Source organism: Geobacillus sp. YF-1 (assembly GCF_052692335.1).
This window is the reverse complement of record NZ_CP199850.1, coordinates 2,422,228-2,447,128: the sequence shown is the minus strand read 5'-3', so window position 1 is coordinate 2,447,128 and position 24,901 is coordinate 2,422,228. Positions and strand designations below refer to the sequence as shown.

Annotated in this window: 27 protein-coding genes and 1 pseudogene; 23 read left to right on the top strand and 5 right to left on the bottom strand. The window is 51.8% G+C overall.

The window, feature by feature from the left end:
• Window positions 1–18 precede the first annotated feature (18 nt).
• A complete protein-coding gene (pssA, locus tag ACTVIM_RS12205; protein WP_033019277.1) occupies window positions 19–558 on the bottom strand; it encodes a CDP-diacylglycerol--serine O-phosphatidyltransferase in 540 nt (179 codons plus the stop codon).
• Window positions 559–682: 124 nt separating this feature from the next.
• Here pssA and ACTVIM_RS12200 point away from each other — a divergent pair, with 124 nt between their 5' ends.
• Window positions 683–1,492, top strand: a complete 810-nt coding sequence (locus ACTVIM_RS12200; protein WP_445612744.1) for a phosphatidylserine decarboxylase — start codon at window positions 683–685, stop codon at window positions 1,490–1,492.
• A gap of 115 nt (window positions 1,493–1,607) precedes the next feature.
• On the opposite strand, the gene ACTVIM_RS12195 is transcribed toward ACTVIM_RS12200, so the two are convergent.
• On the bottom strand, window positions 1,608–1,748 hold the full coding sequence (locus ACTVIM_RS12195; protein ID WP_008879941.1) for a sporulation histidine kinase inhibitor Sda: 141 nt from the start codon (window positions 1,746–1,748) through the stop codon (window positions 1,608–1,610).
• A gap of 337 nt (window positions 1,749–2,085) precedes the next feature.
• Between ACTVIM_RS12195 and ACTVIM_RS12190 the strand changes: the two genes are divergently transcribed.
• The 12 genes from ACTVIM_RS12190 (at window position 2,086) to ACTVIM_RS12135 (ending at window position 11,397) form a co-directional block, all read left to right on the top strand.
• Entirely contained in the window at window positions 2,086–2,601 is a 516-nt protein-coding gene (locus ACTVIM_RS12190) for a YqeG family HAD IIIA-type phosphatase (RefSeq protein ID WP_033019273.1), read from the top strand.
• Between the two features lie 2 nt (window positions 2,602–2,603).
• Window positions 2,604–3,713: a ribosome biogenesis GTPase YqeH gene (gene yqeH, locus ACTVIM_RS12185; RefSeq protein ID WP_033019293.1), complete on the top strand. Its 1,110-nt coding sequence runs from the start codon at window positions 2,604–2,606 to the stop codon at window positions 3,711–3,713.
• 22 nt (window positions 3,714–3,735) lie between these two features.
• Entirely contained in the window at window positions 3,736–4,566 is an 831-nt protein-coding gene (aroE, locus tag ACTVIM_RS12180) for a shikimate dehydrogenase (RefSeq protein ID WP_033019271.1), read from the top strand.
• 3 nt (window positions 4,567–4,569) lie between these two features.
• Entirely contained in the window at window positions 4,570–4,863 is a 294-nt protein-coding gene (gene yhbY, locus ACTVIM_RS12175) for a ribosome assembly RNA-binding protein YhbY (RefSeq protein ID WP_033019268.1), read from the top strand.
• A gap of 184 nt (window positions 4,864–5,047) precedes the next feature.
• Complete coding sequence (locus ACTVIM_RS12170) at window positions 5,048–5,698, top strand: nicotinate-nucleotide adenylyltransferase (protein WP_033019265.1); 651 nt, start codon at window positions 5,048–5,050, stop codon at window positions 5,696–5,698.
• Window positions 5,607–6,176: a bis(5'-nucleosyl)-tetraphosphatase (symmetrical) YqeK gene (gene yqeK / locus ACTVIM_RS12165; RefSeq protein WP_033019257.1), complete on the top strand. Its 570-nt coding sequence runs from the start codon at window positions 5,607–5,609 to the stop codon at window positions 6,174–6,176. The genes ACTVIM_RS12170 and yqeK overlap by 92 nt, the downstream gene beginning before the upstream one ends.
• 5 nt (window positions 6,177–6,181) lie before the next feature.
• On the top strand, window positions 6,182–6,538 hold the full coding sequence (gene rsfS, locus ACTVIM_RS12160) for a ribosome silencing factor (protein ID WP_033019291.1): 357 nt from the start codon (window positions 6,182–6,184) through the stop codon (window positions 6,536–6,538).
• Complete coding sequence (locus tag ACTVIM_RS12155; protein ID WP_445612743.1) at window positions 6,535–7,278, top strand: class I SAM-dependent DNA methyltransferase; 744 nt, start codon at window positions 6,535–6,537, stop codon at window positions 7,276–7,278. Before rsfS ends, ACTVIM_RS12155 begins: the two co-directional genes overlap by 4 nt.
• Window positions 7,279–7,868: 590 nt before the next feature.
• On the top strand, window positions 7,869–8,987 hold the full coding sequence (locus ACTVIM_RS12150) for an ABC transporter permease (protein WP_445612742.1): 1,119 nt from the start codon (window positions 7,869–7,871) through the stop codon (window positions 8,985–8,987).
• A 102-nt stretch (window positions 8,988–9,089) separates the two neighbouring features.
• Window positions 9,090–10,298 (top strand): ABC transporter permease, encoded by a 1,209-nt coding sequence (locus tag ACTVIM_RS12145; protein ID WP_445612741.1) that lies wholly within the window; start codon window positions 9,090–9,092, stop codon window positions 10,296–10,298.
• A 2-nt stretch (window positions 10,299–10,300) separates the two neighbouring features.
• Window positions 10,301–10,990 carry an ABC transporter ATP-binding protein gene (locus ACTVIM_RS12140; RefSeq protein ID WP_033019249.1) on the top strand — a complete coding sequence of 230 codons (690 nt, stop codon included), beginning with the start codon at window positions 10,301–10,303 and terminating at the stop codon, window positions 10,988–10,990.
• On the top strand, window positions 10,987–11,397 hold the full coding sequence (locus tag ACTVIM_RS12135) for a hypothetical protein (RefSeq protein WP_033019247.1): 411 nt from the start codon (window positions 10,987–10,989) through the stop codon (window positions 11,395–11,397). Before ACTVIM_RS12140 ends, ACTVIM_RS12135 begins: the two co-directional genes overlap by 4 nt.
• Window positions 11,398–11,775: 378 nt before the next feature.
• Here ACTVIM_RS12135 and comER read toward each other — a convergent pair whose 3' ends face one another.
• Entirely contained in the window at window positions 11,776–12,597 is an 822-nt protein-coding gene (gene comER / locus ACTVIM_RS12130) for a late competence protein ComER (RefSeq protein WP_445612740.1), read from the bottom strand.
• Between the two features lie 113 nt (window positions 12,598–12,710).
• On the opposite strand from comER, the gene ACTVIM_RS12125 reads away from it, so the two are divergent.
• From ACTVIM_RS12125 to ACTVIM_RS12105, 5 genes and pseudogenes are all read left to right on the top strand, one after another.
• Window positions 12,711–13,328 (top strand): helix-hairpin-helix domain-containing protein, encoded by a 618-nt coding sequence (locus ACTVIM_RS12125; RefSeq protein ID WP_445614359.1) that lies wholly within the window; start codon window positions 12,711–12,713, stop codon window positions 13,326–13,328.
• A gap of 283 nt (window positions 13,329–13,611) precedes the next feature.
• Window positions 13,612–13,821, top strand: a pseudogene (locus ACTVIM_RS12120) (MerR family transcriptional regulator); the annotation flags it as partial.
• An 83-nt stretch (window positions 13,822–13,904) separates the two neighbouring features.
• A complete protein-coding gene (locus ACTVIM_RS12115) occupies window positions 13,905–15,089 on the top strand; it encodes an RNA-guided endonuclease InsQ/TnpB family protein (RefSeq protein WP_445612739.1) in 1,185 nt (394 codons plus the stop codon).
• Between the two features lie 184 nt (window positions 15,090–15,273).
• On the top strand, window positions 15,274–15,744 hold the full coding sequence (locus tag ACTVIM_RS12110) for a ComE operon protein 2 (RefSeq protein ID WP_033018905.1): 471 nt from the start codon (window positions 15,274–15,276) through the stop codon (window positions 15,742–15,744).
• Entirely contained in the window at window positions 15,741–17,987 is a 2,247-nt protein-coding gene (locus ACTVIM_RS12105) for a DNA internalization-related competence protein ComEC/Rec2 (RefSeq protein ID WP_445612738.1), read from the top strand. The genes ACTVIM_RS12110 and ACTVIM_RS12105 overlap by 4 nt, the downstream gene beginning before the upstream one ends.
• 81 nt (window positions 17,988–18,068) lie before the next feature.
• On the opposite strand, the gene ACTVIM_RS12100 is transcribed toward ACTVIM_RS12105, so the two are convergent.
• Window positions 18,069–18,203, bottom strand: a complete 135-nt coding sequence (locus ACTVIM_RS12100; protein WP_011231993.1) for a YqzM family protein — start codon at window positions 18,201–18,203, stop codon at window positions 18,069–18,071.
• Window positions 18,204–18,488: 285 nt separating this feature from the next.
• Here ACTVIM_RS12100 and holA point away from each other — a divergent pair, with 285 nt between their 5' ends.
• Window positions 18,489–19,529, top strand: coding sequence for a DNA polymerase III subunit delta (gene holA / locus ACTVIM_RS12095; protein WP_445612737.1), 1,041 nt, complete (start codon window positions 18,489–18,491; stop codon window positions 19,527–19,529).
• A 51-nt stretch (window positions 19,530–19,580) separates the two neighbouring features.
• Here the strand turns inward: holA and rpsT are convergent, their stop codons facing one another.
• Window positions 19,581–19,850: a 30S ribosomal protein S20 gene (gene rpsT / locus ACTVIM_RS12090; RefSeq protein ID WP_011231991.1), complete on the bottom strand. Its 270-nt coding sequence runs from the start codon at window positions 19,848–19,850 to the stop codon at window positions 19,581–19,583.
• 178 nt (window positions 19,851–20,028) lie between these two features.
• Here rpsT and gpr point away from each other — a divergent pair, with 178 nt between their 5' ends.
• The 4 genes from gpr to lepA all read left to right on the top strand — a co-directional run bounded on the left by gpr (window position 20,029) and on the right by lepA (window position 24,857).
• A complete protein-coding gene (gene gpr / locus ACTVIM_RS12085; RefSeq protein WP_445612736.1) occupies window positions 20,029–21,147 on the top strand; it encodes a GPR endopeptidase in 1,119 nt (372 codons plus the stop codon).
• Between the two features lie 73 nt (window positions 21,148–21,220).
• Entirely contained in the window at window positions 21,221–22,420 is a 1,200-nt protein-coding gene (gene spoIIP / locus ACTVIM_RS12080; RefSeq protein WP_033018910.1) for a stage II sporulation protein P, read from the top strand.
• 12 nt (window positions 22,421–22,432) lie between these two features.
• Window positions 22,433–22,771: a DUF3679 domain-containing protein gene (locus ACTVIM_RS12075; protein WP_445612735.1), complete on the top strand. Its 339-nt coding sequence runs from the start codon at window positions 22,433–22,435 to the stop codon at window positions 22,769–22,771.
• A 256-nt stretch (window positions 22,772–23,027) separates the two neighbouring features.
• Window positions 23,028–24,857, top strand: coding sequence for a translation elongation factor 4 (lepA, locus tag ACTVIM_RS12070; protein WP_033018913.1), 1,830 nt, complete (start codon window positions 23,028–23,030; stop codon window positions 24,855–24,857).
• Window positions 24,858–24,901 lie beyond the last annotated feature (44 nt).

Sequence of the window (24,901 nt, the reverse complement as noted above, 5' to 3'; positions counted from 1 at the left end):
GGGGCAGCCATGAAGCAATCAGATTTTTTTCAACTTAAACGTTCCAACCATTAAAAATGATAACATGAGCGCCAAAAACATGAACGACTGCGGCGGAACGTACGGGATGGCCAAATAGCCGAGCGTCATCAGCACACCGGCGGCTGTGATCGGCAGTCCGGAGAAATAGCCGTTGTTTTCCGTGATGTTAAAGCGGGCGAGCCGGAAGGCCCCGCAGGCGACATACAAAATCGTGAACACCGCCCCAGGCGCGCCGAATTCATGGAACAATCCTTGATACATCAATAAGGCCGGCGCGACGCCGAACGAAATGATGTCGCTCATCGAGTCGAGCTGCTTGCCGAGCTCGGATTCGATGTTCAGCCGGCGGGCGACCGCGCCGTCAAAACGGTCGACAAAGGCGGCCAAAAAAATGAGAAGCACGCTCATATGCAGTTGTCCTTTGAGCGTGGCGAGCACGGAAAAGCCTCCAAGCGATAAGTTCGTCAACGTCAAAATATTGGCCACGTTGGCTTTCAACTTTTTCAGCGTATAATCCAAATAATCCGATAAGAACAATTCTCCCCACTCCTTTTCCAGCCAAAAGCGCCAAAAGAAAATTCTACTACCATTATACTCGTTTTGGCGGTAATATGGAAGGTAGTAACGACCTAGCAATGCTGCGTAACTGGAGGGAATCTGTTTGCGAAAATGGCTGTATCGTTTGTTCATTGAATTGACCAATCATTGGCTTTCTTCCAAGCTGCTTGCTTCGTTTGCCCAATCGCGCCTAAGCGCGCTGTTGATTCCATCCTATGCAAAAGTTTATCATATTAACCAAGAAGAGATGGAAAAAAGCTTAAAAAATTATAAGACGCTGCAGCAGCTGTTCATCCGCCGGCTGAAGGCGGGAACGAGGCCCATCGACGCCGATGAGCGGGCCGTGGTCAGCCCCGTGGACGCCGTGATTGAAGCGATGGGAATCATCGAAGAACCGTGGGAAATGACCGTGAAAGGAAAACGGTATTCCATCGCGGAAATGCTCGGCGGCGAAGAAGCGGCGCAACCGTACGTGAACGGGTTCTTTTTTATTCTGTATTTGAGCCCGAGCCATTATCACCGCATTCACAGCCCAATATCTGGCGTGATCGAAAAACAGTGGACGCTTGGCCGCAAGTCGTATCCGGTCAACCGGCTTGGCTTAAAATATGGAAGGCGGCCGCTCGAAAAAAATTACCGTCTTATTACGGAAGTCAAGGCTGATGGCAAGCGCTTGGCGATCGTGAAAATCGGCGCCATGTTTGTCAACAGCATCGAATTGACACATGAGGGCGACCAATTGATCAAAGGCGAAGAAATGGCGTACTTTTCGTTTGGGTCAACGGTCGTTTTGCTGTTTGAGCGCGGCAGCTTTACTCCTGATCCGAACGTTGCGGCGCCGATGCCGATCAAAGTCGGTGAACGGCTCGGCTACTGGTGCCAACAGCCGGATGGAAAGGGAAACGAAGGCTAGCGCGGCCGCCGGAACCTGTCTACCCTTTAGAGGGACGGTGATGGAGTGTAAAATGCTACTGATCCGACCTCACCGGCCTTCTAGGGAAAAACAAAAAAAGCCCGAAGGCCTTCAGTTAGGATGACAACTTGATTTTATGAGTCAACGACCGGCGCTGAATTTCCTTTTCGATGAGCTCGATGAATTCGGGGCTTAAATTGAGTTCTTTCGCCTTGAAGTACGACTCGATGAGCAATTCATCGGACAGATGCTTCATCGGGAAGCCTCCTTTTTTGATGGAATATAACGAGCCATCCATACATATACTGGTAGGTTACTTTCACTGTACCACGATTTGCAAAAGAGAACAACCGTTCTGTTATCCACAGACATCCGTGGATAACGTGTGGAAAAGGTGTTTATAACCTAGCTAGGGCCTTGTCACTAGTATGTGTATAATGTGGGCAACAGTTATCCACAATCTGCAGGGGCGCAAAATTTGTCGAAAATTTTTTCGCTTGGCCAGTTCAACCGATGACTGGCAAACTTTGTTTTGAAACGAAAGGGAAAATCGGCTATGATGGGAAAAGCAGAGCGAAAGGCAGGTGGACGATATGCTTCATTACTTTTTGCCTAGCCAGTTTGTCAAGCGGGTGATCGACATTGCTCCTGATGAGCTGAAGGAAAAAGGGGTGAAAGGGATCATCACCGACTTGGATAATACGCTCGTTGAATGGGATCGGCCGAGCGCCACCCCGGAGCTGGCCGCTTGGTTTGATGCCATGAAGCAAGCGGGCATTAAGGTCGTCATCGTATCCAATAATAATAAACGACGTGTCCAGTCGTTTGCCGAGCCGCTCGGCATTCCGTTCATTTTCGAAGCGCGCAAACCGTTGACGCGCGCGTTTTTGCGGGCGCTGCACATGATGGGGCTGAACAAGGAGGAGGTCGTCGTCATCGGCGATCAGCTGTTGACCGATGTGCTCGGTGGCAATCGCCTTGGCTTAAACACGATTTTAGTCGTCCCAGTTTCGGAAACGGACGGTTGGTGGACGCGGTTCAATCGAAAAATGGAACGGAGAATTTTAAACACCATGCGGAAAAAAGGGATGATTTACTGGGAGGAATGATCGTGGAGCCACAACTGCGTTGCATCGGCTGCGGGGCCGCCATTCAGGTGGAAGACCCAAAAAAAGCGGGCTACGCCCCGAAAAGCGTGCTTGAAAAAGAGGCGGAAGAAATCGTTTGCCAACGTTGCTTTCGTCTGAAACATTATAATGAGGTGCAAGACGTGCCGCTTGATGACAGCGACTTTGTCAACATGCTGCACCGCATCGGGGAATCGAAGGCACTTGTCGTGTACATCGTCGACATTTTTGATTTCAACGGCAGCTGGATTCCGGGATTGCCGCGGTTTGCCGCTGACAATCCGATTTTGCTTGTCGGCAATAAGGCCGATTTATTGCCGCGTTCGGTTAACTATTTGAAACTGGTGCAATGGATGCGGCGGATGGCGGAAGAGCTCGGGCTGCGCCCGGTCGATGTCTGTCTCGTCAGCGCGGCGAAAGGGATCGGCATGGGGAAGGTAATGGAGGCGATGGAGCGCTTTCGCAAGGGCGGCGATGTCTATGTGGTCGGCTGCACGAATGTCGGCAAATCGACGTTCATCAACCGGGTGATCGAAGAAGCGACGGGCAAAGGAAATGTCATTACAACATCGTATTTCCCGGGAACGACGCTGGATATGATTGAGATTCCGCTTGAAGGCGGCTCATCGCTGTATGATACACCCGGGATCATCAACCATCATCAGATGGCGCATTTCGTGGATGCGCGCGATTTGAAAATCATCACACCAAAGCGGGAAATCCATCCGCGCGTGTACCAGCTCAATGAAGGGCAGACGCTCTTTTTCGGCGGTTTGGCCCGCCTCGATTACGTCAAAGGTGGGCGCCGCTCGTTCGTCTGCTATATGGCCAACGAGCTGACGATCCACCGGACGAAGCGGGAAAAGGCGGATTCCTTGTACGCCAGCCAGCTCGGCCAGTTGCTATCGCCGCCAAACAAGCGATACGCCGCCGACTTTCCGCCGCTTGTGCCCCGGACGCTGTCGGTGAAAGAGCGGAAGACGGATATTGTCTTTTCCGGGCTCGGCTGGGTGACGTGCAACGACCCCGGCGCTCAGCTCGTCGTTTATGCGCCGAAAGGAGTCGACGTGTTGATTCGCCAGTCGCTGATTTGAGAGAAGCGGGAGGGGGAGAACGATGGAACACGTATACGGGCTGCTCGGTTTTCCGGTCGAGCATTCGCTGTCGCCGCTCATGCACAACGATGCGTTTGCCTGTCTGGGCATTCCGGCGCGCTATCATTTGTTTCCCGTCAAACCGGGGCAAGTCGGCGCGGCCATCGCCGGCGTGCGGGCGCTTGGCATCGCCGGGGTGAACGTGACGATTCCGCATAAAATGGCGGTCATGCCGTTTTTGGATGAAATCGATGACCACGCGCGCCGCATCGGGGCGGTCAACACGATCGTCAACCGGGACGGCCGGCTCGTCGGCTACAATACGGACGGGCCTGGTTATGTCCGCGCCTTGGAAGAGGAACTCGACGTTTCGTTTGCCGGAAAGCGGATTTTAGTGATCGGCGCGGGCGGCGGAGCGCGCGGCATTTATTTTTCGCTGCTTTCGACCGCGGCCGCGCGCATTGATATGGCCAACCGGACGCTCGAGAAAGCGGCGCAGCTTGTGGGGGAAGGGAAGGACGACCGCTCCGCTTTTTTCCCGCTCGCCGAGGCTGAAAAACGGCTGGCTGAATATGATATCGTGATCAATACAACGGCGGCCGGCATGCATCCGCAAGAGGAAGAACAGCCGCTTTCGCTCGAGCGGCTGCGGCCGGGAACGATCGTTTCCGACATCATTTACAACCCGTTGGAAACGAAGTGGTTAAAAGAAGCGCAAGCGCGCGGCGCCCGCACGCAAAACGGCGTTGGCATGCTCGTCTATCAAGGGGCGCTGGCGTTTGAAAAATGGACCGGCCAATGGCCGGATGTCAAGCGCATGAAACAGCTTGTCATCGAAGCGTTGAGGAGGTAACATATGTTAACTGGGAAACAAAAACGGTTTTTGCGCGCCCAAGCCCATCATTTGAAACCGATTTTTCAAGTCGGCAAAGGCGGGGTGACGGAAGCGATGACCGAACAAATCGCTGCCGCGCTCGAAGCGCGTGAACTGCTGAAAGTCAGCGTCTTGCAAAACTGTGAGGACGACCGCGACACCGTCGCCGAACAGCTAGCGGCGGGAACGGGGGCAGAAATCGTGCAAGTGATCGGCAACACGATCGTCTTGTATAAAGAGTCAACCGAACATAAGCGCATCGTCTTGCCTGAGTAACCGCCGGCATGGTTGAGGCGGGCGCATCAAGCGGTTGCCACGATGGGTTCACTTGTTTGATGGCAGAGGGCGGGATCGAGGCGGGCGCTTCGTTTTTCGCTAAGCGTTCCGGGCGGGGCGAGCCTGATTGGTCGTCCGCCTTTAGCAAGCAACATCCTAGGACAGAGCGGCGGGAGGAAGGAAGATGAGGAAAATTGGGATTTTGGGCGGCACGTTCGATCCCCCCCATTGCGGGCATTTACTGATGGCCGATGAAGTGCTGGATGCTTTAGAGCTGTCACAAATTTGGTTTTTGCCCAACCGCATTCCTCCCCATAAGCAGCATGAGCAAGTGACAAGAAGTGAAGACCGGCTGCGCATGCTCGAGCTGGCGATTGCCGGACATCCGCGCTTTCGCATTGAAACGATCGAGCTTGAACGCGAAGGGCCGTCGTATACGTACGATACGCTCCGCCAGCTCACCGCGGCGCACCCAGACGATAAATTTTATTTTATCATCGGCGCCGATATGGTCGAATATTTGCCGAATTGGCACCGCATCGATGAGCTCGTCCAATTGGTGACGTTCGTCGGCGTCAAGCGGCCGGGATTTTCGCTAAAAACGCCGTATCCGGTCATTGAAGTGGAAGCGCCGCAGTTTGCCGTCTCGTCCTCGCTCATCCGCGAGCGAGTGCGGCGCGGGCAGACGATTCGCTACCTCGTGCCGGAAGCAGTAAGACTTTATATTGAGGAGAAGGGACTATATGGAACGGGAACAAGCGTTGCAAATCGTGAAACAGCAGCTGACCGAGACGCGCTACGAGCACACGCTTGGCGTTGTCGCGACCGCCGTTAAGCTCGCTAAACAATACGGCGCTGACGCGAAAAAGGCGGAACTGGCTGCGATTTTCCACGACTACGCGAAATTCCGCCCTGTCGAGGAAATGAAACAAATCATTTTGGCGCAAAATATGCCCAACGATTTGCTTGCGTATAACAGTGAATTATGGCATGCGCCCGTCGGCGCGTATTTGGTGCAGACAGAAGTCGGCCTTGACGACCCGGAAGTGCTCGATGCCATCCGTTATCACACGTCTGGCCGCGCCGGCATGACGCTGCTGGAAAAAATTATTTATTTGGCTGACTACATTGAACCAGGGCGGCGCTTCCCGGGCGTCGATGACGTGCGGCGCTTGGCGGAAGAAGATCTTAACCGGGCGCTTTGGCAGGCGATGAAAAACACGATCGCCTTTTTGCTCGAAAAGCGCCAGCTCATCTATCCGGACACGATTCACGCATACAATTCGCTCTTGCGCGAGGTGAAGGGGGAATGAAGCCGGTGAATGAACAAGAAGCATTGCAGCTTGTCGTCCGCGCCGCGGATGACAAAAAAGCGGAAAACATCGTTGTCTTAAACATGAAAGGCATTTCGCTTGTGGCTGATTATTTTGTCATCTGCCATGGCAATTCGGACAAACAAGTGCAGGCGATCGCCCGCGAAATTCAAGATCAAGCCGAGGAACACGGTCTGGCGGTCAAACGGATCGAAGGGTTTCACGAGGCAAAATGGGTGCTCGTTGATTTGGGGGATATCGTCGCTCACGTGTTTGCGAAAGAGGAGCGTGACTATTACGGCCTTGAGCGGCTTTGGGGGGACGCCCCGACGGAAGACGTCGCGGCCGTGCTGCAGCCATGACGTACGGACGGTTTGCGGACTGGTATGATGTGCTGATGGCTGACGCGCCGTACGGCGAGTGGCAGTCGTTTGTCGAGCGCTCCTTCGCCCGCTACGCCCGACGGCCGGGGCGGCGGGTCATCGATATCGGCTGCGGGACAGGAGAGCTGGCCATCCGTCTTGCGAAGGACGGGTGGCAAGTCGCGGGTGTTGATTTGTCCGCGCAGATGCTCTCCATCGCCCAAGAGAAAGCGGAGGCAGCTGGCGTTCATGTGCCGCTGTTTGAACAAAACATGGCCGAACTCGACGGGTTTTCAGACCTTGACGGCGCGCTGGTGTTTTGCGACGCCCTCAATTACCTCATGAATGAGGAGGACGTTCAAACCACCTTCGCCGCCGTTTCCCGCGCCCTTGGCGCCGGCGGCTTGCTTTTGTTTGACGTCCATTCCGTTTATAAAATGGACGTTTTGTTTCGTGATGCCGTGTTTGCCGACCAAGGAGAGGACATCAGCTACATATGGACGTGCCATCCGCTCGATTGGCCGCACAGCGTCGGGCATGAACTGACGTTTTTCGTCCGCCGCGGCGATCGGTACGAACGTTTCGACGAATGGCATGAGCAGCGCACGTTCGAGCAAGCCGTTTACGAACAGTGGCTCGATGCCGCCGGCTTCGAGGTGCTTGAAGTGACCGCCGATTTCACCGATGCCCCGCCGACCGAGACGGCCGAGCGGCTGTTTTTCGTCGCGCGGAAGCGGTGAGGCATATGGTCTGCATGTAGAGAAAACGTGCCGCTCGTTCCCCTGTTGTCAGCAAAAAACGGAAGCACAAGTTTCCATTCTCCATTGATACCACGCATTGGCGAGATGTTCGCCATCCCTATGGATGGCCAAGATCTCGCCATTTTTTCTTTTCGCCACCGCTCTCGATAGATTGGACGCTGCTGAAACGTCAAAACAACATGTTTTTCAGACGACGGTCCTCGTTGATATAGCATTTATTCAATTAATATATTTTGGTATTTAATAAAAAAAATAGAAAATCCTCCTTTCTTTCGTTTGGTTGTTGTGATATACTAGTTTCGAATCGGCCGGCCGTCAATTTTACTATTTTGAAAAAATCAGAGAATGACGGCTATGTCCCTAGCGGGGCGGTGATTTCGTACGAAATCGTGCCGTTCCATCTGTTTCTCAGTTAGAGAGCGAAATCAGCCTTCTTTTTTGGCAAAATGCGGTTCATTTGCTCTAGCCGTTTACCGGCCTTTTAGGAATAGGGTTCCCTTTATTGGCTGGTGCTAATATATTGTGGCGACTCAACCAGGTACTTTCGCGTTATGAGAGAAGGTGGCCCATTGATTTTTTCTTCGATCAAAAATCAGATCAAAGCCCATCCTATTACCACTTTTTTTATTGTATTAGGGTTGTCGTTGTCGGTGTTGATGATTTCGGTGGGGATTTCTAGCATGAATTATTCAAAGCTCCTTGAGCAAGAACAAGAACATTATCAGCCGCGGCACGCCGTCAGCGTAGACATCACCTTTGCCGAAGAGCCGAATTGGCAGCGGGTGTTAGGATTATTTAAAAATATTCATGCCCAAACAGGGGTGATTTTGGAAGAGGTGACATTGTCACATGGCGATGCGATGATGGCGGTTACGCCAGAATATTGGACAAAAAAAGTGGTCGAGCGCTTTCCGCTAGTGGAAGGGCGATATTTTACCATCAACGAAATACAAGAAGGAAAAAAAGTGGCGCTTGTTGGAAAAGATAGAATGAAAGATGTTCGCGTTGAAGGCAGTGATCGATATTTGACAATGGGATATGACCGGTACAAGGTCATCGGAATCATTGGGGTCAAAGGAAAACGAACGAGGGTGATCGATTACCAAGTGGTTATTCCAATGACCTCTCTTCCTGTTGCTGCAATCAATAAACTGACCAGTACGAAGCAGCTACATTTCACTATTCATAATCCAGTGAAGGATCCGTATGAGGATGAAAAAATGATTCGGCAGAATATGGAACGATTGTTTCCTGCCGCACAAATGGACGTTTCTCCTTATACGAGTAACATCATGCTTCATGTTGATTTCGGCGAACAGCTCGCGTTGATGATCATGATCTATTTGTTAGCTATTGTCAATGCCGTTAACCTTACTTCATATTGGATTCAAGAAAGAACGTATGAAATTGGGATCAAAAAGGCATTTGGCTATAGCAATTATGATATTGTCTCCATGCTCTTTTGTGAGATGTGTCTCATTTCCGCTGCCTCCGTTTTGATCGGCTTTGCGTTGCAGCTGCTATGTAACCGCATGATTGAACAATGGATCGACTATCCGATCCATCTCTCCATCACTCATCTGTCGACAGCAGTTGTGTTTGTGGTGCTTTCAGCTGCACTCACAATCATTATTCCAGCAATGAAAGCGATTCGAGTACAACCTGTTGATGTGATGAATCGAAGATAAGGCGGTAGAACCATGAGATATGCGACGATTACGTTTTCATCCATCCGAAAGCGAAAACGATCGATGTTGTTGATGGCCCTTCAGCTTGTCGTCTCATTTTGGATGATAAACCATGCGCTCATTACGTTAGACACGCTCAACTATCAAGAAAAACAGCTTTTTTCTGTTTCTAACATGGATGAATATAAAACAGTGAAGTTGACGATGCCCGACGGAGACGATTCACAGTGGTTTGCCGAGCGGTTTCAGCAATTGGAAACATACATAAAAAGGTTGCCAGAGGTTGAAGGATACGGATCGTTCAACACGACGAGCATCGCGCCTGAAGATTTTGCTAGGAAGCAGGCATACGAGCAGCGCAATCGACAATTGTATGCCGGGACAAGAAGAGAAGAGGAGACGGAAAGTTCAAGCATCATTTATTTCGACTATGATATATACCGACTGTTCACCAAATTTCGTGTTAGCAAGGGAAGGACGTTAGAAAAAGCAGATTTTCAAAAAGAAAACAACGATGTGATTCCCGTTTTGGTCGGATACGATTACCGCGATGTTTTTCGCATTGGCGATCGTTTTAAAGCGGAAGCCGGCGCCGGGGAAAGCACCATGAAAGTGACGTATGAAGTGGTCGGGATTTTGGAAAAGGGAAGCCGGTGGCTGTCAGGGAATGATTATTTGATCAACCGTGCGGACAACTTGGATCATTTTTTTGTAGCTCCGTTTTTTCCCGAGCAAAGAGAGGGACGGCCGATCAGCGTGGCAGTACGGTTGCACAATACATTCCTTCAGCTTCGTTCGGAAAAGCAATTGCAAGCTGTAAGCGCAGCCCTCAGAAAGAAAGGAAATGAATTAGGAATTTCTCCTGTGTTGCGAACAGTCAGGCAAGATGTCGATGCTTATCAAGCAAATACCGGCAAAAGCTATGACTATGCTTTAGCCATAGGGATATTTTTCCTTGTGGTGACCTTGATCGGTGTGATTTCTGTCACCATTTCAGCGATTCGGGCGCGCAAATATGAATTGGGTGTCATGATGGTAACAGGGGCTAGCAAGCGAGATATTTCGGTTATGGTGATCGTGGAACTGTTTTTCTTGGTAGGGATTTCGGCGATCATCGGTGTGATTGTCAACTATTGGACTGAAGTCAACCATGATTTTTTCGGTGACAACATTCGGTTAGAGGCCTTTACATGGTCGTTGTATGGGAAAGTGGCGATTATCGCCATCGCCATTATTCTGCTCTCCGCCCTGATTCCATTATGGAACATTAAAAACCTAGAATTAAGAGAGTTAGTGGAAGGGAGGGAGTAACAATGGCTCTGATTGAACTGGAAAACATTTATAAAACCTATGGGGAAGACGAGTATACTACCGTTGCGTTAAAAGGCGTCGATTTAACGGTGGACAATGGCGAATTCATTTCGATCATGGGGCCTTCCGGATCAGGCAAATCCACGCTGTTAAATATTATTGGTTGTATGGACGTGCCGACGAAAGGAGTATACCGTCTCGATGGAGTGAACGTAACTACACTGCGCGATAAAGAGCTGAGCCGGATTCGAAACCAAAAAATCAGTTTTGTTTTTCAACACTTTGCGCTCATGCATCATTTCACCGTGTTTGAAAACGTCGCTCTCCCCCTATGGAAGCGGGAGCTAAGCAAAAAGGAGATAAAAGAAAAAGTCGATCATTATTTAGAAAAACTGGGCATTGCCCATTTAAAAAAGAAAAATGTTTCGAAGCTGTCAGGAGGGCAAAAGCAGCGCGTGGCTATTGCGCGAGCAATGGTGGCAGAAACCGATATCGTGCTTGCCGATGAACCAACTGGTGCTTTGGATCAAGAAAATGGCGCAAGATTGATGGAACTTTTTTGCCAAATGAACGAAGAAGGGAAATGCATTATTGTCATTACCCACGATGAAAAAGTGGCTTCGTATACGAAGCGAATCGTTCGAATTGTCGATGGACAAATTCACTCAGACACGAAAGGGGAAAGACAATGAGCAAAAGAGGAATTTGGTCTGTCATCGCGGTGGTTGTCATAGCGATGATCCTTGGTGGAGGATATTATGTTTTTTTCTACAAGCAAAATTTTGAATCATCCGCTGAAGGGACTTTTCTTCCAGAAGAGTACGAAGAACAATATTCGGTCTTTAAAACTACCATCGATGTAAATAAAACGAAATTTGATCAACTGCTGATCGAACACCGCATCGATTTGCGGGGAGGAAGTCTGAAGTACGAATTATACAACCCTAACGGCCAATTGATTGAGAAAGGAGAAGTAAAGGCGGGTGCTCCTTTTGAAAAAACGCTGAAGGTGAAGCCGATCAAAGGAGAATGGATGGCCAAGTACTACATTAATAAGGAAACCGATGGACATTACGTTTTGAAAATGAAAAGCAGCTAAACTTTCGTGATGGCTAGCGTCCACCGATCGTGCTTATGAAGGGAATGGAGACGGTGCGGTTAACTGTTTGATGTTTGCCCCTGTCAAGCTGATCGGCGGGCGCTTTTTTATGCATATGGATAAAAAAGAAGAAATACATGGCCGCGTAGCCGATGCCATTGGAACGCCCAGCAATAAAAAATGTTAGAAGTTTAGAGTTGCACCCAGCCAAAAGGCTGGGTGAGGATTGAAACTTTGGTAAAAAGGTGCGTGCAACAGGAAACGGTTCTGTCGCGAACAAATGAACTGACAAATGGCCGCTAGTCTTAAGTGGAAATGTGAGGGGAGATTTTTTGTCGGATAAAGAAGGAAATTGGCTGTTTGTTGTCGAATGCGTTTTTATGACGAGAACTGTTGCCTCACCTTCTCCACGTCTTCTCGAAACTTCTCATGCGTTTTGGCCAGCACTTCTTCAAAAACGCCGTCGAGCCGCCGCTCGAGGACGGCGATGCCTTCCCCGGTGATTCCGCCTTTGACGCATACTTTTTCCTGCAAAGTTTGAAGCGTATACAAGTCCCGCCTCAGCAATTCCCCGAGGCCGATGATCATGTCGGTTGCCAGCATCGTTGCTTGCTCGGTCGAGATGGCGGTCTTCGCTGCTGCGGCTTCGATAAAGCGCCGCAGCAAATAGCTAAAAAACGCCGGGCCGCAGCTTGCGATGTCCGATGCGACGCGGGTGATGGCCTCATCGATGGAAACGGGCGAAGCGATGCGCCGAAAAAGAGCGTCGATCGTTTGCCGACAGGCGGCCGAACAGCGAGACCCGAAGGTGACAAGGATGCTGCCGGAGAGCGCGCGATTGGCGATGCTCGGAATGGCGCGCACCACTTGACAAGGGACGGCCGCTTCTAGCTGCTCGACGCTGATCGGACTGGTGATTGACACAAGGCAATGCTCCCTTGTCCAGTGCGGAGCCAGCTGTTGCAGCAGCGGATGGATGTCAAACGGTTTGACGCATAACATGACGATGCCGCATCGTTGGACGATTTCAGCCGCATCGGCAGCCACTGTGATGCCGGGGTGCGCCCGTTGTATCGCGAACGCTTTCGCAAGCGTACGGTTCGTGATGACGAGTTGATCCGCTTGAACGGCGCCGGAGTCGAGGAACGCTTCGATTAAGATGGTGCCCATATTCCCCGTGCCGATGACGCCGATGTTCATGTGTGGTCCCCCCTCCCGGTTGAGTTGACCGGAACTCTCTTTTCGATATGTATGACACCAGCGCTTCGTTTATGACTTTTTCCAAGGAAAGGATGGCGATGATGTGGGAGAACGTGTGGAAATTTGTGCGGGAGCTTGGGAAAAATCATTGGAAATGGGGAGCAGTTTTGTTGGTGGCTGCGGCTGCAGGGATGTGGGTGGTCCGTCATCCAGCGGATGAGCAGCCAACCGTGTCCTTGCCGGCTGCGGCTGAAACAGATGCCGCTCGTTCCGAAACCCAAACGGACGAAGCGCGCAAAACCGCTGTGGTCGATGTCAAAGGGGCGGTTGTGAAACCCGGGGTGTACGAGGTGGCGGCGGATGCCCGCGTCCGTGATGTCATCGCCTTAGCCGGCGGACTGACGGATGAGGCGGATGAAACGAAAGTCAATCTGGCGGCCAAAGTGCGCGATGAGATGATGATTTACGTGCCGGCCAAAGGCGAAGCGGTACCGAACCCGGTTGAGGCGGTTCCTGAAGCCGAGGGAAAAAACGGTCCGCAAGTGGCGATCAATACGGCGACCGAAGAGGAGCTGATGCAGCTGCCCGGCATCGGGCTGGCAAAGGCGAAAGCGATCATCGCTTATCGCGAAGAACACGGGCCGTTTCAGCGTCCAGAAGATTTGTTGAATGTGGCTGGAATTGGGGAAAAAACGTTGGAGAAATTGAAACCGTATTTGCTTGTCCCGTAAACGGTGCGGCACGTAGGCTAAGCTCACGGTTGCCGCCGGCGCCCGGCAAGGGGAAGGCTGCTTCACTTTCCGCGTTGGTGGGGTGAGGCGGAAACCGCTCGAATAATTGGCGGCATCGGACGGTTTCCCTTTCGGCGTTGACGGGGCGGGGTTCGGCAAGTAGACTAAAACTATGAATAGGAGCGGAGGTGACACACAGTTGAAATAAATTTATAAAATTTCGTAAAAATCTATATACAATTTGCAAAAACTATTATACAAATTGTGTATAGAGGTGATGATTATGAAATATTACAGTATAGGACAATTTGCCAAACTGATAGGGAAAACGGAACAAACGTTAAGAAATTGGGATAAATCTAGTGTATGAAAACCTGCACATGTTTCTCTATCGGGGTTCAGATATGATTCACAAGAGCAACTTAATCATTTTCTTGGTATAAAAAATAGGAAACGCGAGAGAAAAATTGTAGGCTATTGCAGAGTGTCAAGCGGTTCAAATCATCACATTATGTTGTAAATTGCAGGGGAAAAGAGCAAATAAAGCCAAGAAAATGATTCAGGAGTTGGTAAAAGATGATCAAGACTTATAAAGTTATGCTTTTGCCAAACAATAAGCAAAGAACAAAATTATTTGAGTGTGCAGGTGTATCCCGATGGGCATACAATTGGGCATTGGCTACACAACAAGAAAACGATAAAAATGGTGGAACGTTTTTAAACGATCGTGAATTGAGAAAAATATTGACGCAATTAAAAAAGCAGAAACAATATGATTGGCTTAATCATTATTCAAACAATATAACAAAACAAGCGATTAAAGATGCCTGTCAAGCGTATAAAAACTTCTTTGAAGGCAGGGCAAAGTTTCCAAAATTTAAGTCAAAAAAGAGAAGCAAACCAAGTTTTTATCAAGATACGGCAAAAATAAAAATCACAAAAACGCATGTAAAATTGGAAAAGTTAACCACATCAAAGAAAAAGAATAGGCAAAAATTTAACTATGTTAAGTTAGCTGAAAAAGACAGAATCCCAACAGGGAGTAATATAAACTATCTCAACCCAAGAATTACGTTTGACGGAATAAATTGGTGGCTTACTATTGGAGTTGAAGAAGTTGAAAACAAAAACCAAAATTATACCGATGGCATAGGCATCGATTTAGGGGTAAAAGATTTAGCTGTCGTTAGCAACGGGCAGAAGTTTCGCAATATAAACAAATCAAACAAAGTGAAGAAGCTGGAGAAAAGGCTGAAAAGGTTACAACGTGAGCTATCAAGGAAATATGAGAAAAACAAAATAAAAACAGAAGGAGGTGAATTCCGTTACAGAAAAACAAACAATATAAAGAAGTTGGAATTCCTTGTTCGAAAGACGTACCGAAGGCTGAAACACATTAGGCACAATTATATTCATCAAATCACTGCATCTTTGGTGAAAACCAAGCCAGAGTATGTAGTCATGGAGAGCTTACATACTCATGGAATGCTAAAGAACAGAAAGCTATCGAAAGCCGTCCAAGAACAAACATTCCATGAGTTTAAAAGGCAAATGGAATATAAGTGTGCTTGGAATGGAATTAAGTTTATACTTGCAGACCGATTCTTCCCTTCGTCTAAAACGTGCAGCCATTGTGGGGCTGTAAAAGAGAAACTTTCTTTGTCAGAAAGAACGTTTGTATGTGATGAATGCGGAAATCAAATAGACAGGGATGTGAACGCAAGTAGAAACTTAAAAAAATATGGTGAGTCAATAGCCTAGCACGAAAAGCGGCTATTGATATGTACCCATTCGTTAGTGGGGAATTGAAGCCTTCGGAGCACCACATCCAACGAGAGTAGCGTTGGCGAAATCGGGTGCGATGAACAAGGAAAGAAACATAGGTCTTTATAAGATGTTTAACTATCTTATAAAGCCTTATAAGTTTTCTGTAACGGGACAACGAATGGAACGGATTACGTGGGATCAATATTTTATGGCGCAAAGCCATCTGCTGGCGCTGCGCAGCACGTGCACGCGGTTGGCGGTGGGGGCGACGATTGTGCGCGACAAGCGCATTATCGCCGGCGGATATAACGGTTCGATCGCCGGCGGCGCGCATTGCATCGATGAAGGGTGCTATGTCATTGACGGCCATTGTGTGCGGACGATTCACGCGGAAATGAATGCGATTTTGCAATGCGCCAAGTTTGGCGTCCCGACCGAGGGGGCGGAGATGTACGTCACCCACTTTCCGTGCCTGCAGTGCTGCAAAGCCATCATTCAAAGCGGCATTCGCGCCGTCTATTACGCCCAAGACTACAAAAACCATCCGTATGCTTTGGAACTGTTTGCCCAGGCTGGCGTCCGGCTCGTGCAAGTGCCGCTGAAGACCGATGTGTTCGCGTTGCTTTCCGGCGGTGAAGGCGAAGCATGAGAGGACAAACCGTCTATCTCGCCGCGGCGGCGCTCTTGGCCGTGGCGGCCTCACCGTCCCCCACAGCATGGTGTTTCCTCATCGTTTATCTCCTTCTTCTTTTCATCCGCCGGCCGCCTGTTTTTCTTCCCGCTTTTTTGACGGCTCTCTTCTTTTTTGCATATTTCCTGATCGTGGACCATGACAATGAAACGTCTTTGTCCGGTGGGCGCCGCACGTTGAACGTCCGTTTTACTGCGCCGCCCGCTTTTGACGGTGACCGGATGCAAGGAGTGGTGGAGATCAACGGCGAGCGCGTGCAGCTTCGTTATGTGATGAGGACGAGGGCGGAAAAGGAAGCGCTGCAGGCCTACTTGACACCCGGCACGGTTTGCCGCATCTTGGGCGCGCTTGAGCGGCCGCAGTCGGCGAGCAATCCGTACGCGTTTGACTACCACCGGTATTTGCGTTTTCAGCGCGTTCATTGGCTGTTTCTTCCTGAGTCTGTCGATCGTTCCGCTTGTGCGCGCGCCCGTCCGACCGTCGCTGAACGGCTTCTTTCCTTGCGCGAGGCGGGCGTCCGCCGCATCGAAGCCCATCTTCCGCCGGAAGCCGCCGGCATTGCGGCCGCCCTCATTTATGGCGAGCGCCGCCAGCTCGATGAAGAGGTGCTTGCTGGTTACCAGCAGCTCGGGCTGATTCATTTGCTGGCCATTTCCGGCGGTCATGTCACCTTGCTCGTCAGCGCGGCGTTCGCCCTTGCTATCCGGTTTATGACGCGCGAGGTGGCCGTGCTTGCGCTATTGGCCTTGCTTCCGGTGTACGCCGTGCTCGCCGGTGCCTCGCCGTCCGTGCTGCGCGCTTGTGCGACGGGGATGATCGTGCTCGCCGTCGGCTGGAAAAAAGGAACGATTCACCCGCTTGATGCGTTAAGCTGGACGGCGCTCGTGCTGTTGGTTTTCGATCCGTACATGGTGTGGGATGTCGGTTTCCAGCTGTCGTTTGCCGTCACGTTCGCCCTTCTTGTTCATTTTCCAGCGCTGTCTGCTGTTCGTTCGCTGGGCGGGCGGCTGCTGCAAACCGCTCTTGTCGCCCAACTGGCAGCGCTGCCGCTCTTGCTTTATCACTTTTACGAAATTTCTGTTTGGAGTGTCGTTCTTAACGTCTTGTTTGTTCCTCTGTATTCATGGATCCTCTTGCCGCTGGCTTTGCTCGTGGCTGCTGTTCCGTTTGCTCCGTTCGTTTGGCTGTTTTGCCGCCTCGTTGCCTTCACCAATGCCATCGTTCGGTTCTTTTCCGCCGATCATGGCCTGACGCTTGTGCTCGGCCGCCCGAGTCCATGGTGTTTGGCCTTGTGTGTCGCCGCAGTGGCGGCGGCGTTTCTCCTTTGGGAGCGCGGCCGGCTGCAAAGGGGATTGGCGGCGGTGGCGGCGGCGCTGGCCGTGCAGTTTGCCGCTCCGTATATGAATGCGAACGGGGAAGTGACCGTACTGGACGTCGGGCAGGGGGACTGTACGGTGATTGAACTTCCCGGTCGAAAAGCGGTCTATTTGCTTGACACGGGCGGAACGCTAGACATCGCGCGCGAGCCGTGGCGGAAGCGGTCGCGTCCGTTTTCCGTCGGCCGCGATGTGGTCGTGCCGTTTTTAAAGGCCAAAGGAATTCGGACGATCGACAAGCTGATTCTCACTCATGACGACGCCGACCATATCGGCGCGGCTCCCGATGTACTGCGGGCCGTGCGGGTCAAAGAAATCGTGACGAGCCCACACGCGTTGCCGACCGTTCGTCAGATGGCGCGTCCGTTTTCGGTGCCGGTTGCGGCTGCCTCACGCGGGCAGCGATGGCAAGAGGGGGGAGCGGCCTTTGCGATTTTGCATCCGGAAGCGGGAAACCGTGAAGACAATAACGGTTCGCTTGTTTTGTTCGCCCGCCTTGGCGGCTTGACGTGGCTGTTTGCCGCTGACATTGAGAAGGAAGCGGAGCAAGATCTCGTCCGCGCTTACCCACACTTGCGCGCCGATGTGTTAAAAGTCGCCCATCACGGCAGCGCCACGTCGACGACCGAGCCGTTTTTGTGGACGGTAAAGCCGCGGGTGGCGCTGATTTCGGTCGGTCGTCACAACCGTTACGGCCATCCAGCTCGGGAGGTGCTTGTCCGGCTCAAACAACAGGGAGCGATCATCTGGAGGACGGACCAAAACGGGGCCATTCGGTATGTATACAGCGAAAAAAGTGGAACCTTTCAACCGATGAAGCCATAAAATGAAGTGCGCAACGGGAAAGCGAACCGCATCCGGCGGTCGCCGATAGAGAAAAAAGGATTGCTGGAGAAAGCAATCCCTTTACCGGCCGAAAAATTCGATCAGCGTCGCGATGATGAACATGGTCGCGAAAAAGCCGAACGATACGATGAATCCAACGGCGGAATCGACAGCATCATTCCGCTGGCTTTGCACTTCCTTTTCGAAGACGTTCATCGCTTTTCCCTCCTCTTTGCAATCATTATTTAGTATAGACGAAAACGCGGAAAAAATCTACCATCGCCCGCCCCGTTTCCTTCCTTGACAACAGTTGTCACAAATACTTTCCAACGCCCGGGAAAACATAAAAATAACCCGCTGGCCGATAAGGTCCTAGGACTTATCAGCCGGCGTTTATATAAAGGGGAACCGGTTTTTTCCGACCGCCGGTTCCCTTGTAAAATGGCGAAAAACGGTGTATCTTTCTAGCAGGGAATCCTGCGATAGAATGGAGAAGGGAACATGTTGGAACGCGTATGGGGAAACATTGAAAAACGACGGTTTTCTCCCCTTTATTTATTATATGGCAGCGAGCCGTTTTTATTAACAGAAACGTATGAGCGGATCGTGAAGGCGGCGCTTGATGAAGGGGAGCGAGAATGGAACTTCGCCGTGTATGACTGCGAAGAAACGCCGGTCGAGATGGCGCTCGAGGAGGCGGAAACGGTGCCGTTTTTCGGCGAGCGCCGCGTGGTCGTCGTGAAGCATCCGTATTTTTTTACGTCGGAAAAAGAGAAGGAGATCGAGCATAATTTGGCGAAGCTGGAGGCGTACGTCAACGCGCCGGCTCCGTTTTCGATCGTTATCTTTTTTGCCCCGTACGACAAGCTCGATGAGCGAAAAAAAATCACCAAGCTTGCCAAAGAGCGCTGCGAAGTCGTCGTTGCTTCCTCGCTGGGCGAGGCGGAACTGCGCGCTTGGGTGCGGCGGCGCATCGAGAGCGAAGGCGCGTCGATCAGCGAAGAGGCTATCGATGTCCTTTTGCGGCGGGCGGGGACGCAGCTTTCCGTGCTGGCGAACGAAACGGAAAAGTTGGCGCTGTTCGCCGGGCCGGGCGGGGTGGTGGAAGCTGCCGCGGTGGAGCGGCTCGTCGCCCGCACGCCGGAGGAGAACGTGTTTGTTCTCGTCGAGCAGGTGGCGAAGCGCGATATTCCCGGCGCCTTGCGAACGCTTGTCGATTTGCTTGGCCATCAAGAGGAGCCGATCAAAATGTTGGCGCTGCTCGCTTCCCATTTCCGCTTGCTGTCGCAAGTGAAATGGCTCGCGCAAACGGGGTATGGGCAGACGCAAATCGCCTCCGCGCTTAACGTTCATCCGTTTCGCGTCAAGCTCGCCCTTGCTCAAGCGGCGCGGTTTTCCGAGCAAGAGCTTGTGGAAGCGATCAATGATCTGGCTGATGTCGATCATCAGGTGAAAAGCGGGGCGATGGATCGCCGGCTGGCGCTCGAGCTTTTGCTGATGCGATGGGGCGCCCGGCCGGAAGAGGAACGCAGCCGGCGATGAGAGCGGGCGAGAGCGTTATAAAAAAACGACCTGGCGCCAGGTCGTTTTTCATTAGGAAGCTTGGATGCTGTTTAATTTTTTCGCTAAGCGCGATTTTTGCCGGCTGGCGGCGTTTTTATGGATAAGGCCTTTGCTTGCGGCTTTGTCTAATTTTTTCGACGCGATAATGAACGCTTCGCGCGCTTTTTCCACGTCTTTCAGTTCGACGAGCGCCTCAAACTTTTTAATGGCGGTGCGCATCGCCGATTTCATCGAAGCGTTGTGTGCGCGGCGTTTTTCGCTCGTTTTTGCCCGTTTGATTGCCGATTTGATGTTAGCCACATCCATTCACCTCCGTTACGATGCGAATTTTTGCTGTGAACAGCAGGAAGAACAAATGTTATTCTATCAAACGCCTGTTGATTATGCAAGAGTGTGCAAGCAAAAATCCTTTACGAAATGTGAATGACGTTGCCTCATTGCGGTGACAATAAAAGAAAACGGCATGAGGAGGAACGCCATGGAACAGCCGCTCGATTTACGTCCGTATTCCGTGCGCACCGATTTGGCCATTGAAGCGCATGAGATTGCTGTGGAGGAGCGCCTGCAGCAAAAAAAAGAAAGCGGGGCCCCGATCGAAGGGGTCATCATCCGCGACCAAGAGATCGATGGCATCAAACTGTCGCATGTGCATGTCACCGAGCAAGGGGCGGCTTCAATCGGAAAAAAGCCGGGCCATTATGTGACGATTGAAGCGCAAGGAATCCGCGAGCAAAACAAAGAGCTGCAGCAAAGCGTGCAGCGCGTGTTCTCCGAGCAGCTCAGCGCCTTTTTGAAGCGGCTTCGCATTCCGGATGAGGCCAGCTGCCTGATCGTTGGGCTTGGCAACCAAAACGTCACCCCCGATGCGCTCGGGCCGCTGACGGTGGAAAACGTGCTGGTGACCCGCCATTTGTTCCAGTTGCAGCCGGAAAGCGTCGCCGAAGGGTTCCGGCCGGTCAGCGCCCTCGCCCCGGGAGTGATGGGGACAACGGGGATTGAAACGAGTGACATCATCGACGGGGTCGTCCGAAAAACGAAGCCGGATTTTGTCATTGTCATTGACGCCTTGGCCGCCCGTTCGATTGAGCGCGTCAACGCAACGATTCAAATTTCCGACACCGGCATTCATCCTGGTTCCGGAGTCGGCAACAAGCGTAAAGAGCTGAGCCGCGAGACGCTCGGCATCCCGGTCATTTCGATCGGCGTCCCGACCGTTGTCGATGCCGTCTCGATCACAAGCGACACGATTGATTTTATTTTGAAACATTTCGGCCGCGAAATGCGCCAAGGCCAGCGGCCATCAAGCGCTCTCGCCCCGGCCGGCTGGACGTTCGGGCGCAAAAAGAAGCTGACGGAACAAGATATGCCGTCGCCGCAAGAACGGTCGACGTTTCTCGGCATGGTTGGCACGCTCGGCGATGAGGAAAAGCGGCGCTTGATTTATGAAGTGCTCGCCCCGCTCGGCCATAATTTGATGGTGACGCCAAAGGAAGTCGATTCGTTTATCAGCGATATGGCGAACGTATTGGCCGGCGGTTTGAACAGAGCGCTGCATCGGCAAGTGAATCAAGACAACGTCGGTTCTTACACGCAGTAGGAAAAAGCGGTTCTATCTTTCCCTGCTTGGCCATAGGTTAAAGTGAGGAGACAAGCCGGGAAAGGGTGGAAGCATGAAACGATGGCGCCCGCCACATGTGATGATCGCTGTTCCAGGAGCCAGCTTAAAAAAGTTGTTGATGCTCGTCGTTGTAGGATGCATGATGATGGTGATGCTCATCGGGGCGCTCACGTCGCTGCGGCCGGAATATCGTCCGTCATCCTCGTCCATTAACGATATGGCGGCCCATTTTCCACAAGAGGCGTTCGTCCGCTTGTTTGCGTTGGAAAACGGGTATTTTGCTCAACTGCTGCCGAAAGAGCGGCAGCGGACAAACTATTCGTCGCTGCTGTTTCGCCTAGCGACGAGCATCAATCCTGATGATCCGCGCAGTTTGCTAGGCAGCGAGCTGCCGGGCTTTGCACTGTATGACAGCAAAATTTTAATCGCCGGCGAAGGGACGGATTATACGAACATTCCGTATGAATCGGCGCCTCCGCTTGAGGTGATGCTGGCGGAACGGCAGGCATCGGTCGAAGAGCTTGAACAAGCCGAGCAGACGGAGGATGAAAAGCCGTTGCCGCCGCCAAGGCAGACGACTGAGGGCAGAAAAGTCGTTTACATTTATCACACTCATACGCGCGAGTCGTATTTGCCGGCTTTAAAAGGGGTGACCGACCCGAATTTGGCGTTTCACCGGAGCGTCAATGTCACGAAAGTCGGCGAGAAACTGATGGAAGAGTTGGAGAAGCGGGGCATCGGCGCGCAAGTGAACAAAACCGACATTGAAGCGGAGCTGCTGAAAAAAGGGATGAACTACAGCCAAGCCTATGACATGTCGCGGCAAACGGTCGTCGCGGCGATGAAACAAAACCGCGATTTGCAATATTTGATCGACATTCACCGCGATGCCCACCGGCGCAATTATACGACGACGACGATCAACGGCGCTACGTATGCGCGGGTAGCGTTTATTGTCGGCGGCGAGAACGCCGAATATGAGAAAAATTTGCAGCTGGCTACGGAATTGCACCATTTGATGCAAAAGAAATACCCGGGGCTGAGCCGCGGGGTGATCAAGAAGCAAGGGGCCGGCACCGATGGCAAATTCAATCAAGATTTATCGGGCAATGCGATATTGATTGAAATCGGCGGCGTTGACAATACGTTTGCCGAACTGTTCCGCTCGGCCGCTGCGTTTGCCGATGTGTTTAGCGAGTATTATTGGCAGGCCGAGAAAGTTCAAGCGCCGACCCCGCCCGAGAAAAAATAAAGGGGCGTTGCTATGGCGAAATGGCTGATTCAATTTGGATTGATGCTGTTTCTGTTGTTGTTTGGCGTGCTGTTTGGCATGCAGCAGGCGCACAACGGAATGGAACGGATGCGCGGCTACGCGGATCCAGCATTTCCGTCCGTCGTTGAAATGAAGCGAAACGACAGCGGAGAGGTGGAGGCGGCGGTGTTTGGTAAGACCGTCACCGCGGCCGATTGGCAAAAAAAGCAGGAAACGATGCGCGAGTTGACATCGTTCAACGTTTTTTCCGAGCTTGGTCGTCGACTCGCTGACGCCGCCACCGCGCTCATGAACACGCTTCTTTCCCTCATCGGCCGGGTATTGGAGTAACTCGGCCGGTTTGTTGTATCATCCGTCAAGGCATTCGCTCAAGCCTGGCGGATTTTTTGTTGCCGTCACGGCGATGAGGCCTCATTTCCGGTTCGCCGCCGACCGGCGTGATGGCCCAAACGGAGAACGAAGCAAAAAAGCAAGGCTAGGGAGAAAGCATCCCAAGCGGTCGGCGCAGTTCACCATTGAATCTTCTTGACGCTGTTGCTATAATCAAAGCTAGTGCAGTTTTGCGAAGAAGCAGGAGTGAGAGACAATGAACCGGGAAGAACGGTTGAAGCGGCAAGAACGGATTCGCAATTTTTCGATTATCGCCCATATCGACCACGGAAAATCGACGCTGGCGGACCGCATTTTAGAGAAAACCGGCGCGCTGTCAGAGCGCGAACTGCGCGAGCAGACGCTCGATATGATGGATCTTGAGCGCGAACGCGGCATCACGATTAAATTGAACGCGGTGCAGTTGACATACAAAGCGAAAAATGGCGAAGAGTATATTTTCCATTTGATCGACACGCCGGGCCACGTCGATTTTACGTACGAAGTATCGCGCAGTTTGGCTGCTTGTGAAGGGGCGATTTTGGTCGTCGATGCGGCGCAAGGCATCGAAGCGCAGACGCTCGCCAACGTGTACTTGGCGATTGACAATAATTTGGAGATTTTGCCTGTGATCAATAAAATCGATTTGCCAAGCGCCGAACCGGAGCGGGTGCGCCAAGAAATTGAAGATGTGATCGGCCTTGACGCCTCTGATGCCGTGCTTGCGTCGGCCAAAGTCGGCATCGGCATCGAGGAGATTTTAGAAAAGATCGTCGCGAAAATTCCGGCTCCTTCGGGCGATCCCGATGCGCCGCTGAAGGCGCTCATCTTTGATTCGCTTTATGACCCGTATCGCGGCGTCGTCGCTTACGTCCGCATCGTTGACGGAACGGTGAAGCCAGGCCAGCGCATCAAAATGATGTCGACCGGCAAAGAATTTGAAGTGACGGAAGTCGGCGTGTTCACCCCGAAGCAAAAAGTTGTCAACGAATTGACGGTCGGTGATGTCGGCTATTTGACCGCCTCCATTAAAAATGTGAAAGACACGCGCGTCGGCGATACGATCACCGATGCCGAACGGCCGGCGGCCGAGCCGCTCCCCGGCTACCGGAAGCTCAACCCGATGGTGTTTTGCGGCATGTACCCGATCGATACGGCGCGCTACAACGATTTGCGCGAGGCGCTTGAGAAGCTGCAGCTCAACGATGCCGCGCTCCAGTTTGAACCGGAGACGTCGCAGGCGCTTGGGTTTGGCTTCCGCTGCGGGTTTCTCGGCTTGCTTCATATGGAAATCATCCAAGAGCGGCTCGAGCGCGAATTTCATATCGATTTAATCACGACCGCGCCGAGCGTTGTTTACAAGGTGCATTTGACCGATGGAACCGAAGTTAACGTCGACAACCCGACGAACATGCCCGATCCGCAAAAAATCGACCGCATTGAAGAGCCGTATGTGAAAGCGACGATCATGGTGCCGAACGACTACGTGGGGCCGGTCATGGAGCTGTGTCAAGGGAAGCGGGGCACGTTTGTCGATATGCAATATTTGGATGAAAAGCGCGTCATGCTCATTTACGATATTCCGCTTTCCGAAATTGTCTACGACTTTTTCGATGCCTTAAAATCGAACACGAAAGGGTACGCGTCGTTCGACTATGAGTTGATCGGCTATCGGCCGTCCAATCTCGTCAAGATGGATATTTTGCTTAACGGCGAAAAAATCGATGCGTTGTCGTTTATCGTCCATCGCGATTCCGCCTACGAGCGCGGCAAAGTGATCGTGGAAAAGCTGAAAGATTTGATTCCGCGCCAGCAGTTTGAAGTGCCGGTGCAAGCGGCGATCGGCAACAAAATCATCGCCCGTTCGACGATCAAGGCGCTGCGCAAAAACGTGCTCGCCAAATGTTACGGGGGCGACGTATCGCGGAAGCGGAAGCTGCTTGAGAAACAAAAAGAAGGAAAGAAGCGGATGAAACAAATCGGATCGGTCGAAGTGCCGCAGGAAGCGTTTATGGCCGTTTTGAAAATCGATGACCAGAAAAAATAAGCGGACAAGGCTGTCTCCTTGGGGGATAGCCTTGTTTCGTTCGC

Excerpts from the sequence above, each read along its gene's own strand:
- ACTVIM_RS12195 (WP_008879941.1), bottom strand. The coding sequence starts at position 1,748 with ATGAAGCATCTGTCCGATGAATTGCTCATCGAGTCGTACTTCAAGGCG.
- ACTVIM_RS12190 (WP_033019273.1), top strand. The coding sequence starts at position 2,086 with ATGCTTCATTACTTTTTGCCTAGCCAGTTTGTCAAGCGGGTGATCGAC.
- aroE (WP_033019271.1), top strand. The coding sequence starts at position 3,736 with ATGGAACACGTATACGGGCTGCTCGGTTTTCCGGTCGAGCATTCGCTG.
- yhbY (WP_033019268.1), top strand. The coding sequence starts at position 4,570 with ATGTTAACTGGGAAACAAAAACGGTTTTTGCGCGCCCAAGCCCATCAT.
- ACTVIM_RS12170 (WP_033019265.1), top strand. The coding sequence starts at position 5,048 with ATGAGGAAAATTGGGATTTTGGGCGGCACGTTCGATCCCCCCCATTGC.
- yqeK (WP_033019257.1), top strand. The coding sequence starts at position 5,607 with ATGGAACGGGAACAAGCGTTGCAAATCGTGAAACAGCAGCTGACCGAG.
- ACTVIM_RS12155 (WP_445612743.1), top strand. The coding sequence starts at position 6,535 with ATGACGTACGGACGGTTTGCGGACTGGTATGATGTGCTGATGGCTGAC.
- ACTVIM_RS12145 (WP_445612741.1), top strand. The coding sequence starts at position 9,090 with ATGATAAACCATGCGCTCATTACGTTAGACACGCTCAACTATCAAGAA.
- ACTVIM_RS12140 (WP_033019249.1), top strand. The coding sequence starts at position 10,301 with ATGGCTCTGATTGAACTGGAAAACATTTATAAAACCTATGGGGAAGAC.
- ACTVIM_RS12135 (WP_033019247.1), top strand. The coding sequence starts at position 10,987 with ATGAGCAAAAGAGGAATTTGGTCTGTCATCGCGGTGGTTGTCATAGCG.
- comER (WP_445612740.1), bottom strand. The coding sequence starts at position 12,597 with ATGAACATCGGCGTCATCGGCACGGGGAATATGGGCACCATCTTAATC.
- ACTVIM_RS12115 (WP_445612739.1), top strand. The coding sequence starts at position 13,905 with ATGATCAAGACTTATAAAGTTATGCTTTTGCCAAACAATAAGCAAAGA.
- ACTVIM_RS12110 (WP_033018905.1), top strand. The coding sequence starts at position 15,274 with ATGGAACGGATTACGTGGGATCAATATTTTATGGCGCAAAGCCATCTG.
- ACTVIM_RS12105 (WP_445612738.1), top strand. The coding sequence starts at position 15,741 with ATGAGAGGACAAACCGTCTATCTCGCCGCGGCGGCGCTCTTGGCCGTG.
- ACTVIM_RS12100 (WP_011231993.1), bottom strand. The coding sequence starts at position 18,203 with ATGAACGTCTTCGAAAAGGAAGTGCAAAGCCAGCGGAATGATGCTGTC.
- holA (WP_445612737.1), top strand. The coding sequence starts at position 18,489 with ATGTTGGAACGCGTATGGGGAAACATTGAAAAACGACGGTTTTCTCCC.
- gpr (WP_445612736.1), top strand. The coding sequence starts at position 20,029 with ATGGAACAGCCGCTCGATTTACGTCCGTATTCCGTGCGCACCGATTTG.
- spoIIP (WP_033018910.1), top strand. The coding sequence starts at position 21,221 with ATGAAACGATGGCGCCCGCCACATGTGATGATCGCTGTTCCAGGAGCC.
- ACTVIM_RS12075 (WP_445612735.1), top strand. The coding sequence starts at position 22,433 with ATGGCGAAATGGCTGATTCAATTTGGATTGATGCTGTTTCTGTTGTTG.
- lepA (WP_033018913.1), top strand. The coding sequence starts at position 23,028 with ATGAACCGGGAAGAACGGTTGAAGCGGCAAGAACGGATTCGCAATTTT.